The following is a 15,264-nucleotide window of genomic DNA, read 5'->3' as shown; positions in this document are numbered from 1 at the left end:
TAAACTATGGTGTGTAGCATAGATAAATGAAACCTTTAAAAGACATACAGAACATTTACTTCATCGGCATCGGTGGGATAGGTATGAGCGCACTAGCATTGTACTTCCATAGGGAGGGCAAGAATGTGGCGGGTTATGATAAAACACCTTCAGATGTTACTGCAGCTTTGCAAGACTCTGGTATTAAGGTTCATTTTGAAGATAAAAAAGAGGGGATTGATAATTCTTTTAGTAGTAAGGAAGATACCCTAGTAGTGTTTACTCCTGCCATTCCTAAAATGATGGGAGAGCTAGTATATTTTCGCGAAAGCGGATTTATGCTTAAAAAACGAGCAGAGGTGCTTGGTATGATTGCAAATCAAACGTTCTCACTTGCTGTTGCAGGAACGCATGGTAAAACGACTACTTCTAGTATTTTAGGTCATCTACTTGCGGCATCCGGAGCTCCGGTAACTGCATTTATAGGTGGTATCACAAATAATTATAATGGTAATTTAATCCAAAAAGGAAGTGACGTTGTGGTAGTGGAGGCAGATGAGTTTGATCGCTCGTTCCTACAGCTTAGACCAGATATTCTCTGTGTGACTTCTATGGATGCAGATCACCTTGATATTTATGAAGATGAGGCAGACCTTATCGCTACGTTTCAAGAATTTGGGGCAATAGCTCCAGAGGATAAGCGTTTTGTGAAAAACGGACTTCAACTTGCTGGAAATACGGTTGGTATTGAGGAGGATGCAGATTATACTGCGCAGCGAGTACGCATAGAGAATAGCGCTTATGTCTTTGACTTGCATTACCCAGGTGGCGTTTTAGAGAATTTACAATTTAGCCTGCCAGGAAGACATAATCTTTTTAATGCTGTAGCTGCATTAGGGATGGCGCTATCGTATGGCAGTCCTAAAGAAAAATTGGTAGAAGCACTAGCGAGTTATTCAGGTGTAAATCGCCGATTTACATACCGTATTCAGAAAGAAGATATGGTGTTGATAGATGATTATGCGCATCACCCTACAGAAATTGCTGCGGTACATCAAAGTGTAAGAGAGATGTATCCAGAGGAGAGTGTGCTAGCTATTTTTCAGCCACACTTATTTAGTAGAACAAAAGATTTTATGAACGATTTTGCAGTAGCGCTTTCTCATTTTGATGAAGTAGCACTGCTGGATATTTACCCAGCAAGAGAAGAGCCTATTGCTGGTGTTACTAGCGAGGTATTGCTTAGTGAAATGACGCTTTCGCGAAAGCAAATCATACAGAAAAATGAGCTTATTGATTTAGTAAAACATACAAATCACAAAATTGTTGTGATGATGGGTGCTGGAGATATAGGTGTAGAGATTTTAAAAGTAACGAAAGAACTGCGTGGTGAAGGTTAACTGGTTTTACATAAAGATGTCGGTTTTACTGCTGTTGACGGTGTTTTTGTTTGCGTTTGCCATTCAAAGAAATGAGGCGCGCACAGTTGCTGAAGTTAGTGTTTCATTTAAGGATGAAAGTGCTCCTTTTGTGACGCGTGAAACCGTTAATAAATTGTTGATAGTAAGTAACGAAAAGCTTGCAGGAAAGGCTAAAGAAAATATAGCTTTGAGTGAGATGGAAAAGCGCGTGAAGGCGCATCCAATTATCAAGAATGCAGATGTTTACGTAACGATGGGTGGTGATATAGGTGTTGCAATAGAGCAACGTAAGCCTATAGCGCGACTTAGCGGTGCTATTTCTTTTTATATTGATGAGAGTGGTGAGGTGATGCCATTGTCACAAAATCACTCCGCGCACGTACCCCTTGTGACCGGAGCAACCGAGAAAGAATTAAACGAAGTATACAAGCTTGTAAATTTTATAAGGAAGGATGAGTTTCTTGCAAAGCACATCATAGGTATATCTCGAAGTAAGAATGCAGAGTATACGTTAAAGGCCAGAAAACTAGGGTTCACTATATCACTAGGCAAGGTAGAAGCGTTAGAAGAGAGATTTAGTAACTATAAGGCTTTTTATCAAAAAGCGCTTAAAGATAAAAGTTTAGATAAGTATAAAACTATAGAGCTCAAGTATGACGGGCAAGTAGTTTGTGAGAAAAAATAAAACGGGGATTGAGTAAGCTTTCGCTTATTCCGATAGCTATCGGGAGGGAGTAAACTCTCAAAATTAAAGGTATGGAAAATCAAAATATCGCAGTAGGGCTGGACATAGGGACCACGAAGATCGTGGCGATGATAGGGCGGTACAATGAGTACAATAAGGTGGAGATTCTCGGTATAGGGAAGTCTAAAAGTCTTGGTGTACACCGTGGTGTGGTAAATAATATCACCCAGACCATACAATCTGTGCAGCAAGCTGTGCAGGAAGCAGAAGATGTATCAGGAATTAAAATTCAAGATGTAGTCGTAGGTATTGCTGGACAACATATACGCTCATTACAGCATAGTGATTATATAACTCGTAACAACTCTGAAGAGGTAATTGATGCAGCAGATATTGATGCATTATGTAATCAAGTACATAAACTGGTAATGCTTCCAGGTGAAGAAATTATTCATGTATTACCACAAGAGTATAAAGTAGACGGGCAAAGCGAGATTAAAGAACCTATTGGGATGTATGGTGGTCGCGTAGAAGCAAATTTTCACGTGGTCGTAGGTCAAGTTGCATCCATAAGAAATATAGGTCGTTGTGTGAAAAGTGCAGGGTTAAACCTAGATCGCATCACACTAGAGCCACTAGCATCTGCAAACGCTGTGTTGAGCCAAGAAGAGAAAGAAGCTGGAGTAGCACTTATCGATATAGGGGGTGGTACAACAGATCTTGCCATTTTTAAAGATGGTATTATTAGACATACAGCTGTAATCCCTTTTGGAGGTAATATTATTACAGAAGATATAAAAGAAGGTTGTTCAATTATTGAGAAGCAGGCAGAGCTTCTTAAAATTAAATTTGGTTCTGCATGGCCAGGAGAAAATAAAGACAATGAGATTGTTTCTATCCCTGGATTACGTGGACGTGAGCCTAAGGAGATAACGCTAAAGAATTTATCTAAAATCATTCACGCGAGAGTTGTGGAGATTGTTGAGCAAGTGTATCTAGAAATTAAAAATTACGGACACGAGGAGCAGAAGAAAAAGCTCATTGCAGGTATTGTACTAACTGGAGGAGGTAGCCAACTCAAGCACCTAAAACAGCTAGTAGAATATATTACAGGTATGGATACTCGTATAGGATATCCTAATGAGCATCTTGCTGGAGATAGTGATGCAGAGACTACGAGTCCGCTGTATGCTACTGCTGTTGGGTTAGTAATGAATAGTCTCGAGCACGGTTTATATAACAGTCAGTTAGAACCAGAAGAGGAAATCATTGCAAAGGAAGAAGAGGTGTTTACAGAGACTATTAATGAAATACCAGAAACAGATATCGAGGCAAGGCCTAAAAAACCACAAGCGCCTAAAAGAAGCATATTTGATAGATGGGCAGATAAGTTTAAGGATTTTCTAGACAACGCAGAGTAGTCTATTAAATCAGTAAAGAGTAAGTAGGAAATAATAAAATAGCTACGCAAGTAGTAATTGATTGTATAAGAATAAGGGGCAAAAACAAATCATATGAGTACGACACAATTTGATAATATCACATTTGATCTACCTAAAAACCAAAGTCACGTAATTAAAGTGATAGGTGTAGGTGGTGGAGGTAGTAACGCTATTAACCATATGTTCCAGCAGGGAATAAATGGAGTAGATTTTATAATCTGCAATACAGATGCGCAAGCACTTGAGAATAGCACAGTACCTAATAAAATACAACTCGGAGTAGGACTTACAGAAGGTCTTGGGGCTGGAGCAAATCCAGATGTGGGTGAGCAGGCAGCTATAGAGAGTGAGATGGATATTAAGCAAATGCTTGGTACCAATACAAAGATGATATTTATTACTGCCGGAATGGGTGGTGGTACAGGAACTGGTGCTGCACCAGTTATTGCCAAAATGGCTCGTGAGCTTGATATCCTAGTCGTAGGGATTGTCACGATACCATTCCAGTTTGAAGGTAAAATGCGTAACGAGCAAGCTCAAAAAGGAGTAGATAGACTTCGTGCCCAGGTAGATTCACTTATTGTTATAAATAATAACAAGCTCCGTGAGGTTTACGGTAATCTTGGTTTTAAAGCAGGATTTAGTAAGGCAGATGAGGTTCTTGCAACCGCTTCACGTGGTATCGCAGAGGTAATTACACATCACTATACACAAAACATTGATTTACGTGATGCAAAGACAGTGTTAAGTAAATCTGGTACAGCTATCATGGGTAGCGCTACAGCTAGTGGTACAAGTCGTGCAAACGAGGCGATATCAAAAGCACTTGACTCTCCATTGCTTAATGATAATAAAATTACTGGAGCTAAGAATGTATTGTTACTTATAGTTTCTGGTGGTGATGAAATCACGATAGACGAGATAGGAGAGATTAACGATCACATTCAAGCAGAGGCAGGTCACAGCGCAAACATCATTATGGGTGTAGGTGAAGATGACTCTCTGGGTGATGCTATTTCTGTAACTATTATAGCAACGGGATTTAATGCAGAGCAGCAGAATGAGATTGTAAACGTAGAGACTAAGAAGATCATTCATACACTAGAAGAGGAGCAGAGAGCACAGCAAGATTTAATGCCAGATGCTACCGTAGAGATTCCACCTTCGGCACCAGTAGCTCCACAAGCACCGGTTGCTCCTAAGAAAATAGTGCATACACTTGATCTTGATGAAATAGAGGAAAAGAAGCCTACCGCTTTCGCGAAAGCGCCCGCAAAAGAAATTACAAGGCAACAAGCTGTTCCAGAGCAGGCTCCTAAAGCTGAGCCAATACAGCCTCCTGCGCAGCAATATAGTATGGATATAGTTCCTACTACAGATGTAATTAAGAATATTACTGTTGTGTATGATGAGATACTTCTAGAGAATGAAGCAGATTTTGAAATCATTGACACTACAGTGCGTCATGAAGCGACTAGAGTAGAGCATAAAGAGCCAGAAAATAATGGAATGTTGTTTTTTGATATGCCATTAACGACAGAAGCTCCTGTGGAGGAAGATGAGAAGCCTATCATGTTTGATCTTGATGACACTACAGCATCTATTGAGGTGAAGGAGCCTATAGAAATTGTACCTGTAACTGAGCATACTAATGACGGAGAGACTAGATATAGTCTTGAGGATTACATGGAGCTTGAAGAGACACTTTCTAATGCATCTAGTGATGATGATGAAAGCGACATTGAAGAAGAAACAATTGTTTTTGAAACAAAAACTGTTGCTCCTCAACAAAAGCGTGAAGATGACAATGCAGAGATAGACCCTATGAATAGTCCTATCTCACAGATTCTTATAGATAGAGCTTCTGAGCGTAAGCGCAAGATGAAAGAATTCAATTATAAATTTCGCACAAACCAGTCTCGTATTGAGGAGATAGAAAAGCAACCTGCGTACAAGCGTATGGGGATTGATCTAGAAGAAACACCAGCAAAGGATGGAAGTTTATCTAGAACATCACTTTCTACAGATGATAATGATGAAATTCAATTGAGAAGTAATAACTCATTTTTACATGATAATGTAGATTAAGCAGGTACTGCTTAGAGTTTTTAGCGACCCGGTTATCTTCCCCAAGATAGACGGGTTTCTTTTTTATAAGCTACTTAGGTGTGTATTTAATTTCACCATTTCTCGTATCTTCGTGACTTCAATAAAATATTTATAATCAATAAAATTATCTCTTAAACTCCATAACGTTATTAGGAGTGTTGAGTACAAAATATATACTATTATGAGCCTATCTACACAAGTGATGACTGCAATGAAAGAAGCTATGAAAGCTAAAGATCAAAATGCATTAACATCGCTACGTGCCATAAAATCTGCAATCTTACTTGCGCAGACAGAGACAGGAGCAAAAGAAGAGATTACCGAAGAGCAAGAGCTTAAGTTATTACAGAAACTTGTAAAGCAGCGTAAGGATAGTGCAGCTATCTTTGCAGAGCAGGGACGTAATGATCTTGCAGATCCAGAAATAGCACAGGCAGAAGTAATCTCTCAATTCTTACCAGAACAAATGAGTGAGGCAGATGTTACTAAAGTAGTAGATGAGATAATTGCCTCAACTGGAGCCCAAGGAATGAAAGATATGGGTAAGGTGATGGGACAGGTAAACGCTAGACTTACTGGAAAAGCAGATGGTAAAACCATCAGTACAATTGTGAAGGCTCGTCTTTCATAATAGTCTTGTAATCAGTTAATTTTCTTTAAAATTCTCATATAATAGCCTTTAATACGTGAAAGCAGTCTTTTTGTCGAATTGACAACGTAGTTGTGTCATTTAAAAAAAAGGTTTACTAATATTGTGTTCCCCAGCGAGACTCAAGCAGTCTTTAAATAAACCCCCTAAATAGTTTTTAACGTTTAACTTTTAGACCAACAGGTTATGAAGGGATTTATGAGGTGCGCCTTTGTTTTAGTGATTATTTTTAGTTCAATCCATAGTGCTAATGCTCAGCAAGGGAAGCTTGCGAGAGCAAATAAAAAGTTTAATCAGTTAGCATATATAGATGCTATCGAGATTTATAAAGACCTCGTAGCAGAGGGTTTTAAATCATATCAAGTTTTTAATAAGATAGCAGAGGCCTACTATTACAATGGTAAGTATTCTCAAGCTCAGGAATGGTATGGAAAACTCACAGAAAGCTATGCAGACTCTGTAAGTGATGAACACTACTTTAGATATGCACAAACACTACGTGCTATTAAAGATTACGATAAGTCTGATGAGATGATGCAAATCTTTGCAGATCGAAGCGGAAATGACTTTAGGGCAAAATTATTCAAAGAAAATCCAGACTATACAAAGGTAGAAGGATACCGAGAAAGCTATTATACGGTTAATATGATACGAGAGATGAACTCTCGATACTCAGATTTTGGCCCGTCATATTATAAGAACCAAGTGATTTTTGCTTCGGCAAGAGATACGGGTTCCATTACAAGACGTATACATAAGTGGAACAATCAGCCATTTCTAGATTTATATAAATCTACTATGAAAGAAGACGGGAGCATGTCTCCGCCTTCACGTTTTCACCGCAAGGTAAATACCATCTTCCATGAGAGTACTCCCACATTTACAAAGGATGGAAAGACAATGTATTTTACAAGAAATAATTTTACAGATGGAGATTTTGCAAAATCGTCAGATGGGATTAATAAATTGAAGATCTATAAATCTACGCTAGTAGATAAGGAAAAGGGAAGTTGGTCTGAAGCGGTTGAAGTTTCATTTAATGAGGAGGAATATGCTACTGCACATCCTGCGTTAAGTGCAGATGGAAAAACTTTATACTTCTCATCAGATAGGCCTGGAAGTGTGGGGTTGTCAGATATTTGGAAAGTAGCTATTAACGGCGATGGAAGCTTTGGTGAGCCTGAAAATCTTGGCAAGCCTATAAATACAGAAGGAAGAGATGCCTTTCCATTTATGAGTAGTACAGGAAATCTTTACTATGCCTCAGATGGATACCCAGGGCTGGGAGGACTTGATATTTTTGTGACTAACCCATCTTCAGAAGAGATTACGGTTGCAAGTTTGGGTGAGCCTATTAATAGCTCTGCAGATGATTTTGCGTACATAGTGAATGATACTTTAAAAACTGGTTTCTTCTCTTCAAGTCGTAACCAGGGAATGGGAAGTGATGACATTTATAGATTCAAGCAAAAGGAAAAGCCAGAACCACGTTGTGACGTAGATGTCTTAGGATTTATCACAGATGCAGTTACAAAGCAACCTATAACAGATGCAAAAGTACAGCTCATGAATGCTGATAATGAAGTGGTAAAAGAGGTAGACGTAAATGCACGCGGCCTGTATAGATTTAGTCTCGTATGCTCAGAAAATTATGTGATCCGTGCGACTTCAAAATTATATTATGCAAAGGAGGTGATTGTGATCACACCAGCAGAGCCAGAAACATTGCAGAAGGATATAGAGCTTGAGTTGAGACTTACAGAAGTAGGAGTGGGTGATGACCTTGCAAAGCTTCTTAATCTTAATCCTATTTATTTTGATTATAATAAATCTGACATAAGACCAGATGCGGCGTTAGAGCTTACAAAAGTGATATCGGCAATGAAGCAAGTACCAGATATGGTAATAAGCGTAAGATCACATACAGATAGTAGAGGTAAGGATGACTATAACCTGTCACTTTCAGATAGAAGAGCAAAGTCTACAGTAGCATATATTATCTCTAGAGGTATCAATGCTAGTAGAATTTCTGGTCAAGGTTATGGTGAGACAGAGCTCGTAAATAACTGTGATAACAACTCAGACTGTACAGAGGAGCAACATCAATTAAATCGTCGTTCAGAATTTATTGTGATTACTCAGTAAAGATTTACATTTGCGCTTTCGCGAAAGCAAAATGAGTAGGCTCAGTAGTTCAACTGGATAGAATATCAGATTTCGGCTCTGACGGTTGGAGGTTCGAATCCTCTCTGGGTCACGAATAAATAGAAAAGGAGAAAAATAATTTGAGCTTGCTCAGAAATTATTTTTCTCCTTTTCTATTTTCAAAGCGGAGCTTTGTAGGATCACCGAAGCGCAGCGGTGGTAATCCTTTCGTGAAAGTTTCAATTACAAATATATCTTTCTTTAAAAAGTTTGAAATCTCTGCCTTTGAGGTCACTAAGGAGTGCAAAATTCCCATAATAAATTCAGTGTGCTTGAATTTGCAATTGGGGCTCTTCTATTTTCAAAGCGGAGCTTTGTGGGATCACCGAAGCGCAGCGGAGATAATCCTTTCGTGAAAGTTTCATTACAGATGTATATTCCATAAACTAGTAGGAGTCTGAGATTAATTACAACCACAAGTAAATTATTATAGGCTTTAACAGTTCAATAGTTGCATATGGTAAATCATAATCCTACATTGGTAGTCTAATCTATGATGACACAACCAGACGCATTAATTAATAAGTTTCTCCAGAAGGATCCTGCATCTTTTGAGAAAATTTATGAACTCTATAGCGAGAGCTTATTTGGAGTCATAAATAGTGTTGTACATAACCAAGAGGTGGCAGAAGAGTTATTACAAGACACCTTTGTTAAAATCTGGAATAATTCAGATAAGTACAACCCTTCTAAAGGAAGATTTTTTACGTGGATGCTCAATATAGCTCGCAATGGAGCTATAGACAAAACACGTTCTAAAGATTTCAAAAATCAAAAGAAAAACCATACTGCCGAATATTTCGTAGATATTCTCGAGGCGAAAGGAAGCTTTAATACTTCGGTAGATGCTATAGGTATCAAGAAGTATGTAGACGTTCTAGAACCGCTTTGTAAAAAGATAATTCACTTCTTGTTTTTTCAAGGATACACTCAAAAGGAAACAGCCGAAGAGCTAGACATTCCTTTAGGTACCGTAAAAACACGAAATAGAATTTGTATTAAAAAACTTAGAGATATAGTAGGCGTAGTATGAAAAATTCACAAACATATATAGATTCAGGGGTTCTCGAGCTCTTTGTATATGGAACACTTCCTGAAGAGGAAATGGTGGAGATTGCTCGTGAGGTATCTCAAGATACAGCGCTACAACAAGAAGTAGTAGAGATCGAAAACCATTTAATGCATCTTGCTAAGGCAGCCGCTCCTGGTGAGCCTAAGGATGTGAGTGTTCTAAGAAAGTATATAAACGATAATGATACAAAGGTAATCCCGCTTTCGCGAAAGCAAACACCTATCATTGCATTTATGGGATGGGCTGCAGCAATATTACTGCTTGCGGGTATAGGTTACTTATACACTGAAAATAACAAGCTTGAAGATCGTATCGTTGATACGGAGAGAGAATTGTTACTTCAAGAAGGTAAAACACAAGTTGCAGAAACAAACCTCGATCAAACCAGAGGATTACTTAATGTAATACGTAAACAAGATTTAATAGCAGTGCCACTAGGAGCGCAAGCTATTGCACCAGAAGCTTATGCATCTGTGTATTGGGATAAGAAAAGTGGTAAAGCATATATAGATGTAAAAGGATTACCAGAACCTCCTAAAGGTAAAGTTTACCAAGTGTGGTCTCTTACCTTAGAACCTCTTACGCCTACGAGTATTGGAGTTCTTGATCAGTATGACGCTAGCGGAAATCAAATCTTTGAGCTAAGTAACCCTAATGAGTCTGAAGCCTTTGGTATTACATTAGAACCAGAAGGAGGAAGTGCCTCACCTACACTAGAGCAACTATATACATTAGGAGTGGTTGCATCATCTTAAGATGCTTAAGAGACTTCTAATTATATTTAATATACATAAGTATAATATCAATTTAAAAACTCCTTGCTAGTTCTATAGCAAGGAGTTTTTTATGACCCACCAATTCATTTGCAAATACATAAGCTCACTAATAAATATCTATTTATATAATCTGCTTACATTCTATGCAGATTACATCAATTATCTAGTGGGGTATGTTGCTTCTTAATTAACGTCAAAAAGGTACTAAATGAGCATGCTTTAAACAAGCAGGATGACGACTGCTTTTGTGTGTAGGTTATATACTATTATGTGTGATTTGCACTTAAGGAGAGGTGATAAAGGTAACTTGACTTATAGGTCATAAAAAAAGCGTCTTACTCAAAAGAGTAAGACGCTCATACAAACAAAATCAAAAACTATCCAACCATTAATAGTTTTCTAATAACCTTACTATATCTACGTAAAACATTGTGAAGCGGTTTCATAGATTGATAAAATTATAAATTTTGTATTTCTTTGTAGGTAACAGGTCCTAGTTCGAAGCTTGTTTCTAGTAATTCTTCTTTGATAGGCGCTAGCTCATTTTTCATATCAAGAGCTTTATATATTTGTGCTGTGTGAAACTGCGCCATAGGCTCATGCGTTTTACCAATTACATGTTCTTGAGTTATGCTTAAGGCTTTTTCATAATCTCCATTTCCATAATAAGCATGTGCTAGTAGGTCATAAGACATAGGAGTGGGTCTATTGTTTACTTCCTTTTGAGCTAGGGTTATAGCCTGCTGTGATGTCTCAGGCTTGCTTGCATATATTTCAACTAGGTAGGCTCCATACATATCTCCGTAACTTGGATTTGAAACTCTAGATAAAAAGTTGTTTAGAGCCTCTTTTGCGCTACTTTCATCACCGGTGCTTTCATAAATTTCTGACTTGAGAAGTTCGTAATCTGGGCTTTTACTATCTCTTTCTATAGCTTCAATTATGCGCAAAGCTTCAGTAGGATTGTTTTCATAGGAGTATGCAATCCAGGCAATTCCTTTTTTTGCGTAAGCATTACTAGGATCAATTGCTAGTGCTTTGAGATAATGATTGTAAGCATCATTAATTCTTCCAGCATGACCATAATAGTCTGCGAGATTTGTGTAAACCCACACTTGTAATCCTTTTTGCTTGCTACTCTCTGCAATGGCTTTTGCAGCTTCCATGTGTTGGATTGTTTTGTCAAGATTTCCTTTGTAATCTTCTAGTTTCCCAAGTCTAATCAAATAGTTGTAGTCTGAGAAGTCTGTTTCTTCTGTTAAGATTTTTTCGGCATTTTCATAATTACCTAGTTCCATTGCTACATCAAAGGCAACTAGATTAATTGCTTTAATTTCTCCACCAGCAATAACGCGAGCACTATCAACGAGTGATTTTGCTTCTTTAAAACGGTGCTGAGTGATGTAGTTTTGTGCTAATGCTAGCAGTTTACCGTCCTTGCCTATGTTTGTTACTAGCGCAGATCTTGTGAGGTTTTTTTCTGCATCTTTGAGTTGCTCTATAGATGCATTGAGTTGAAAGATCTTCGTCTGCATTCCTGCACTTTTAGATAGTTCAATGAGTTGGATGCTATCTTTTTTTATTCGTTCATTCCAGAAGCTTAATTCTTTTTCTGTTTTTGCAATCTCTTGAGAGTTGTTGGTTTGTAGGTAGTTCTCATAATCTGCTTTATTGAGGATTTTTTCATCCTCATTTGAACAAGAGATAAAAAGGGCGGTTGTGAGTAATAATAAGGTTATATATTTCATAAGATCAATTGGTTTTATGTAAAAAGGGTCTGAAAAATTCAGACCCTTTTTTAAGCTAATTAAAAATAATCAAATTTTTATTGTGGCCCTACTAGGTAAGGAAATGAAGTAGATCCTGTCGCACCTGTTCCAGCGCTTACGTTATCTGTAACTAAAATTGGTAAATCAGGTGTTCCATCATTGTCAAGGTCTTGTCCATTGTATTTATCTCCATTATTTCCTCCGAAAAGTAAAATTAAAGATACATCTACAACATCATCACTAAGCGTACGACCTGTAAGAACATTTGTTCCGTCAAAATAAGTAGTAGGTGCATCTGGTGCTACTTGTAATACATCTTGAGCTAATATCGTTGTAAGCGTTGGAGCGTCTAGACCTAAAATGTTTGTTTCATATTCAACTCCGAATGCACCGTGTAATGCTACAGCTTTGTCAAGGAAGGCTTGTTGAAAACCTGCAACCATCTCAGAAGGGATTGTTGTGTTGAAGCTATTTTTAGCTGCGCTATCTCCTCCTAATACAGTATTAATTGCTGCACGTCCCATTTGATCTTGTTGAGCAAACGTTCCAGAAAAGTCAACTTCTGTAGGCGTTGGTACTGGATCAATTGTGATAGGTGTGTTATCGTCGTCGTCGCTACATGATACAACTCCTGCTAGAAGAACTGCTGCAAATAGATATTTTATATTTTGTAATTTCATGATATATGTCTTTTAACTATTATTGTTTTGTTTTTGCTTCAACCCAAGTATTCCAAACTTGAACGCCCGTTCCAGCTGGATGCGCAGAAGTGCCACCTAATAAAGTGTTTGGAACTTCAACTACTACAGAAAGTACATTTGTTCCTTCAAAAGGATCAGAAGCATTTTCAGCAGTTTGAAAACCACCATTTGGTCCAGTTGTTCCTGTAAAAGGTCCTGCAGGATTTCCTACAACAGCATTAAAAGTTGTAAAATCAAAGAAAAAAGGATCTGCTCTTAATCCAGCAAATATTTTAATTCCATCAGTTGTAGTCATTGTGATTGCATCAGCTCCAGTAGAGATATCTACAGATCCAATAAGAGCACTTTCGTCAATCGTACTGTTAAGTCCAGTTGAAGAAATTTCATAAGGTCCAAAGAAATACATTTTTCCGTCTCTTGGAATTGCTTGTATTACTCTATCCTCTACTAGATCACCGTCGTTGTCTATGTTGAACTCAACAAGAACGTTCTCGTCAAACTCAGCCTCTCCAGCTAGTGAACTTTGTACGTTTGCTGCAAATACGGTGTTGCTTGAATTCTCAGCACTTTCAAATGCGAAGTAATCAGTAATGTCTGCGGTTGTTCCGCCTACAGCAGGAGCATCTAAGTGATCGGCTGCGATAAGTGCACCTACTCCAAGTAAGACAGCACCTGCGATTAGAATTTTTGGTAATTTTTTCATTGTTGTATATTGTTTATTTAGGAACACTTACGCAGTTAAGAATCGCAAGGTTTCTATTAAGACGTTAAATTCTTGTTAAGAGAAAAATATCTAAAACCAAAGCACAAGGTCGTTATTACATATATTAGCGTCCGTAAATAAGTAATAACATAAAAGAAACTATATATAAGATTATGAATACCATATTAGGAATAGGAAGTAGGATAGACCATAACAAGCTAGGTAAAGGAGTAATTACAAATGTCACCTCAGAGCTGTACTGGGTTACTTTTATTGACGGAGGACTCGAGACTATAACACTAGATGATAATTTTGAAGTTATAGAAGCAATAGAAGGTGAGGTAGATAGTGTGAGTATGTATGAGGTAGAAAAAACCTTTAGAGATTTACTCAAGAGATACAGCGACATATCTGAGGTGGTGCCTATAGCAGATAAGTGGAGAGGAGGAACAATGACATTATCTCCAGAGGATAGCAACTTGTCATCAAAGGATATTTCTATAGAAAGCTTTTTCCATAAAATTGTGATGGTGCGCGACCGTGTGCGCGTGATGGAGCAAAAGATTAATGCTAGTAAAACACTTGATGATCAAGATAAGGTTGATCTCCAGCAGTACATTACTCGTATTTATGGTAGCCTTACTACCTTTAATGTATTGTTCAAGAATTCATCTCAAAACTTTAAAGGTGCGTCTTCTAAGAAGTAACCGTTGAGGTAAATTGATACAGCAGACTATTTATAATATAAGTACGCTTTCGCGAAAGCTAAAAATAAATACATCCCGATAATTATATAAGATACGTCTCTAAGATGTCTACAATATTTAATTTTTAGGAACAGCGTATTTCTAGTTTGTTTACATTTATACATCACTTTCAAAACTAAAATAATAACATCAATGGAATCATATCAACCTCAAATAGTACCAGTAAGTGCATTATCTGATGAGCGCCGAGTGGCATTTTATCGCAAGACATACACCTATGTAGCACTTGCAGTATTATTATTCATCATCACCGAATATCTGTTTTTTCAATCGCCAGTTATTGTAAACTTTGCATATTCACTTACAGGTGGCTGGAGCTGGTTATTGCTACTTGGGGCATTTATGTTTATTACAAACCATGCAGAAGGACTAGCACTTAAGTCCAGAGATAAAAATCAGCACTATTTAGCTTTGGGAATTTACGTAGTAGCAGAGGCTTTTATTTTTATCCCATTACTTCTTAAGGCATTCTCTATGATAGATGGAGTAGAGATTTTACAAAAAGCTGCCGTGATGACCATTGCATTATTTGCAGGATTATCTGCAGTTGTGATCCTTACTAAAAAAGACTTTTCTTTTTTACGATCTATACTTGCTATAGGATTTTTTCTAGCAATAGGCCTTATGGTTGCGGGACTTCTCTTTGGATTTGACCTCGGCTTATGGTTTAGTGTTGCTATGGTGGCACTTGCGGCTGGATCTATATTATATACTACTTCAAATATGGTGCATAAATATGATGAGGAGCAATATGTTGCTGCGGCTTTAGGTTTATTTGCATCTCTGATGTTATTATTCTGGTATATTTTGAGAATTTTTATGTCAAGAGATTAAGGTCTCTCAATTACTAAATATTAATGCGTACTTTCCTAGATAATAGGAGGTGCGCATTTTTTTATGCAGTCATGTGGGAATTTACAATTCAATCTAATAAACTGAGGTCATTTGTATAGTTATAAAAGTAAGGTTAAGGCAATTTGGTTAAA

At 37.6% G+C, this 15,264-nt stretch carries 14 protein-coding genes and 1 tRNA gene; 11 read left to right on the top strand and 4 right to left on the bottom strand.

The genetic code is table 11. The annotated features are described in order from the left end of the window. Positions 1-26: 26 nt before the first annotated feature. The 7 genes from murC to ACJJVW_RS03360 all read left to right on the top strand — a co-directional run bounded on the left by murC (position 27) and on the right by ACJJVW_RS03360 (position 8,542). Positions 27-1,379 carry a UDP-N-acetylmuramate--L-alanine ligase gene (gene murC / locus ACJJVW_RS03390; RefSeq protein ID WP_405250770.1) on the top strand — a complete coding sequence of 451 codons (1,353 nt, stop codon included), beginning with the start codon at positions 27-29 and terminating at the stop codon, positions 1,377-1,379. A 16-nt stretch (positions 1,380-1,395) separates the two neighbouring features. Beyond that, positions 1,396-2,085 (top strand): cell division protein FtsQ/DivIB, encoded by a 690-nt coding sequence (locus tag ACJJVW_RS03385; protein ID WP_405250769.1) that lies wholly within the window; start codon positions 1,396-1,398, stop codon positions 2,083-2,085. Positions 2,086-2,156: 71 nt separating this feature from the next. Then, the gene (ftsA, locus tag ACJJVW_RS03380; RefSeq protein ID WP_405223091.1) at positions 2,157-3,506 is read left to right on the top strand and encodes a cell division protein FtsA; all 1,350 of its coding nucleotides are present in this window, start codon (positions 2,157-2,159) and stop codon (positions 3,504-3,506) included. Between the two features lie 93 nt (positions 3,507-3,599). Then, positions 3,600-5,615: a cell division protein FtsZ gene (gene ftsZ / locus ACJJVW_RS03375; RefSeq protein WP_405250768.1), complete on the top strand. Its 2,016-nt coding sequence runs from the start codon at positions 3,600-3,602 to the stop codon at positions 5,613-5,615. Between the two features lie 202 nt (positions 5,616-5,817). After that, positions 5,818-6,267, top strand: a complete 450-nt coding sequence (locus ACJJVW_RS03370) for a GatB/YqeY domain-containing protein (RefSeq protein WP_298328727.1) — start codon at positions 5,818-5,820, stop codon at positions 6,265-6,267. Between the two features lie 204 nt (positions 6,268-6,471). Further along, positions 6,472-8,430 carry an OmpA family protein gene (locus ACJJVW_RS03365; RefSeq protein WP_405250767.1) on the top strand — a complete coding sequence of 653 codons (1,959 nt, stop codon included), beginning with the start codon at positions 6,472-6,474 and terminating at the stop codon, positions 8,428-8,430. Between the two features lie 38 nt (positions 8,431-8,468). After that, positions 8,469-8,542 (top strand) — tRNA-Arg (locus ACJJVW_RS03360). A 45-nt stretch (positions 8,543-8,587) separates the two neighbouring features. Here the strand turns inward: ACJJVW_RS03360 and ACJJVW_RS03355 are convergent. Beyond that, positions 8,588-8,746 carry a hypothetical protein gene (locus ACJJVW_RS03355; protein WP_405250766.1) on the bottom strand — a complete coding sequence of 53 codons (159 nt, stop codon included), beginning with the start codon at positions 8,744-8,746 and terminating at the stop codon, positions 8,588-8,590. Positions 8,747-8,983: 237 nt separating this feature from the next. On the opposite strand from ACJJVW_RS03355, the gene ACJJVW_RS03350 reads away from it, so the two are divergent. Together ACJJVW_RS03350 and ACJJVW_RS03345 are read left to right on the top strand one after the other, a co-directional pair. Next, positions 8,984-9,523, top strand: a complete 540-nt coding sequence (locus tag ACJJVW_RS03350) for an RNA polymerase sigma factor (protein ID WP_108876829.1) — start codon at positions 8,984-8,986, stop codon at positions 9,521-9,523. Beyond that, positions 9,520-10,317 (top strand): anti-sigma factor domain-containing protein, encoded by a 798-nt coding sequence (locus ACJJVW_RS03345; protein ID WP_405250765.1) that lies wholly within the window; start codon positions 9,520-9,522, stop codon positions 10,315-10,317. The genes ACJJVW_RS03350 and ACJJVW_RS03345 overlap by 4 nt, the downstream gene beginning before the upstream one ends. Before the next feature lie 479 nt (positions 10,318-10,796). Here the strand turns inward: ACJJVW_RS03345 and ACJJVW_RS03340 are convergent, their stop codons facing one another. The 3 genes from ACJJVW_RS03340 to ACJJVW_RS03330 form a co-directional block, all read right to left on the bottom strand. After that, positions 10,797-12,086: a tetratricopeptide repeat protein gene (locus ACJJVW_RS03340; protein ID WP_405250764.1), complete on the bottom strand. Its 1,290-nt coding sequence runs from the start codon at positions 12,084-12,086 to the stop codon at positions 10,797-10,799. 77 nt (positions 12,087-12,163) lie between these two features. Further along, positions 12,164-12,787: a hypothetical protein gene (locus ACJJVW_RS03335; RefSeq protein ID WP_298328713.1), complete on the bottom strand. Its 624-nt coding sequence runs from the start codon at positions 12,785-12,787 to the stop codon at positions 12,164-12,166. 19 nt (positions 12,788-12,806) lie between these two features. After that, on the bottom strand, positions 12,807-13,511 hold the full coding sequence (locus ACJJVW_RS03330; RefSeq protein WP_405250763.1) for a DUF4331 family protein: 705 nt from the start codon (positions 13,509-13,511) through the stop codon (positions 12,807-12,809). Between the two features lie 173 nt (positions 13,512-13,684). On the opposite strand from ACJJVW_RS03330, the gene ACJJVW_RS03325 reads away from it, so the two are divergent. Next, positions 13,685-14,218 (top strand): hypothetical protein, encoded by a 534-nt coding sequence (locus ACJJVW_RS03325; protein ID WP_298328707.1) that lies wholly within the window; start codon positions 13,685-13,687, stop codon positions 14,216-14,218. Positions 14,219-14,410: 192 nt separating this feature from the next. Further along, positions 14,411-15,112 carry a Bax inhibitor-1 family protein gene (locus ACJJVW_RS03320; protein WP_298328704.1) on the top strand — a complete coding sequence of 234 codons (702 nt, stop codon included), beginning with the start codon at positions 14,411-14,413 and terminating at the stop codon, positions 15,110-15,112. The last annotated feature ends 152 nt before the right edge of the window (positions 15,113-15,264 follow it).

The sequence above is a fragment of the Dokdonia sp. Asnod3-C12 genome, assembly GCF_045063975.1.
Classification (GTDB): Bacteria; Bacteroidota; Bacteroidia; order Flavobacteriales; family Flavobacteriaceae; genus Dokdonia.
This window is presented reverse-complemented; position numbering and strand designations above follow the sequence as displayed.

Bases quoted from the DNA above. Each gene is read 5' to 3' on its own strand.
- ACJJVW_RS03350 (WP_108876829.1), top strand. From the start codon at position 8,984: ATGATGACACAACCAGACGCATTAATTAATAAGTTTCTCCAGAAGGAT.
- ftsA (WP_405223091.1), top strand. From the start codon at position 2,157: ATGGAAAATCAAAATATCGCAGTAGGGCTGGACATAGGGACCACGAAG.
- ACJJVW_RS03385 (WP_405250769.1), top strand. From the start codon at position 1,396: ATGTCGGTTTTACTGCTGTTGACGGTGTTTTTGTTTGCGTTTGCCATT.
- ACJJVW_RS03370 (WP_298328727.1), top strand. From the start codon at position 5,818: ATGAGCCTATCTACACAAGTGATGACTGCAATGAAAGAAGCTATGAAA.
- ACJJVW_RS03325 (WP_298328707.1), top strand. From the start codon at position 13,685: ATGAATACCATATTAGGAATAGGAAGTAGGATAGACCATAACAAGCTA.
- ACJJVW_RS03345 (WP_405250765.1), top strand. From the start codon at position 9,520: ATGAAAAATTCACAAACATATATAGATTCAGGGGTTCTCGAGCTCTTT.
- murC (WP_405250770.1), top strand. From the start codon at position 27: ATGAAACCTTTAAAAGACATACAGAACATTTACTTCATCGGCATCGGT.
- ACJJVW_RS03340 (WP_405250764.1), bottom strand. From the start codon at position 12,086: ATGAAATATATAACCTTATTATTACTCACAACCGCCCTTTTTATCTCT.
- ACJJVW_RS03320 (WP_298328704.1), top strand. From the start codon at position 14,411: ATGGAATCATATCAACCTCAAATAGTACCAGTAAGTGCATTATCTGAT.
- ACJJVW_RS03335 (WP_298328713.1), bottom strand. From the start codon at position 12,787: ATGAAATTACAAAATATAAAATATCTATTTGCAGCAGTTCTTCTAGCA.
- ACJJVW_RS03365 (WP_405250767.1), top strand. From the start codon at position 6,472: ATGAAGGGATTTATGAGGTGCGCCTTTGTTTTAGTGATTATTTTTAGT.
- ftsZ (WP_405250768.1), top strand. From the start codon at position 3,600: ATGAGTACGACACAATTTGATAATATCACATTTGATCTACCTAAAAAC.
- ACJJVW_RS03330 (WP_405250763.1), bottom strand. From the start codon at position 13,511: ATGAAAAAATTACCAAAAATTCTAATCGCAGGTGCTGTCTTACTTGGA.
- ACJJVW_RS03355 (WP_405250766.1), bottom strand. From the start codon at position 8,746: ATGGGAATTTTGCACTCCTTAGTGACCTCAAAGGCAGAGATTTCAAAC.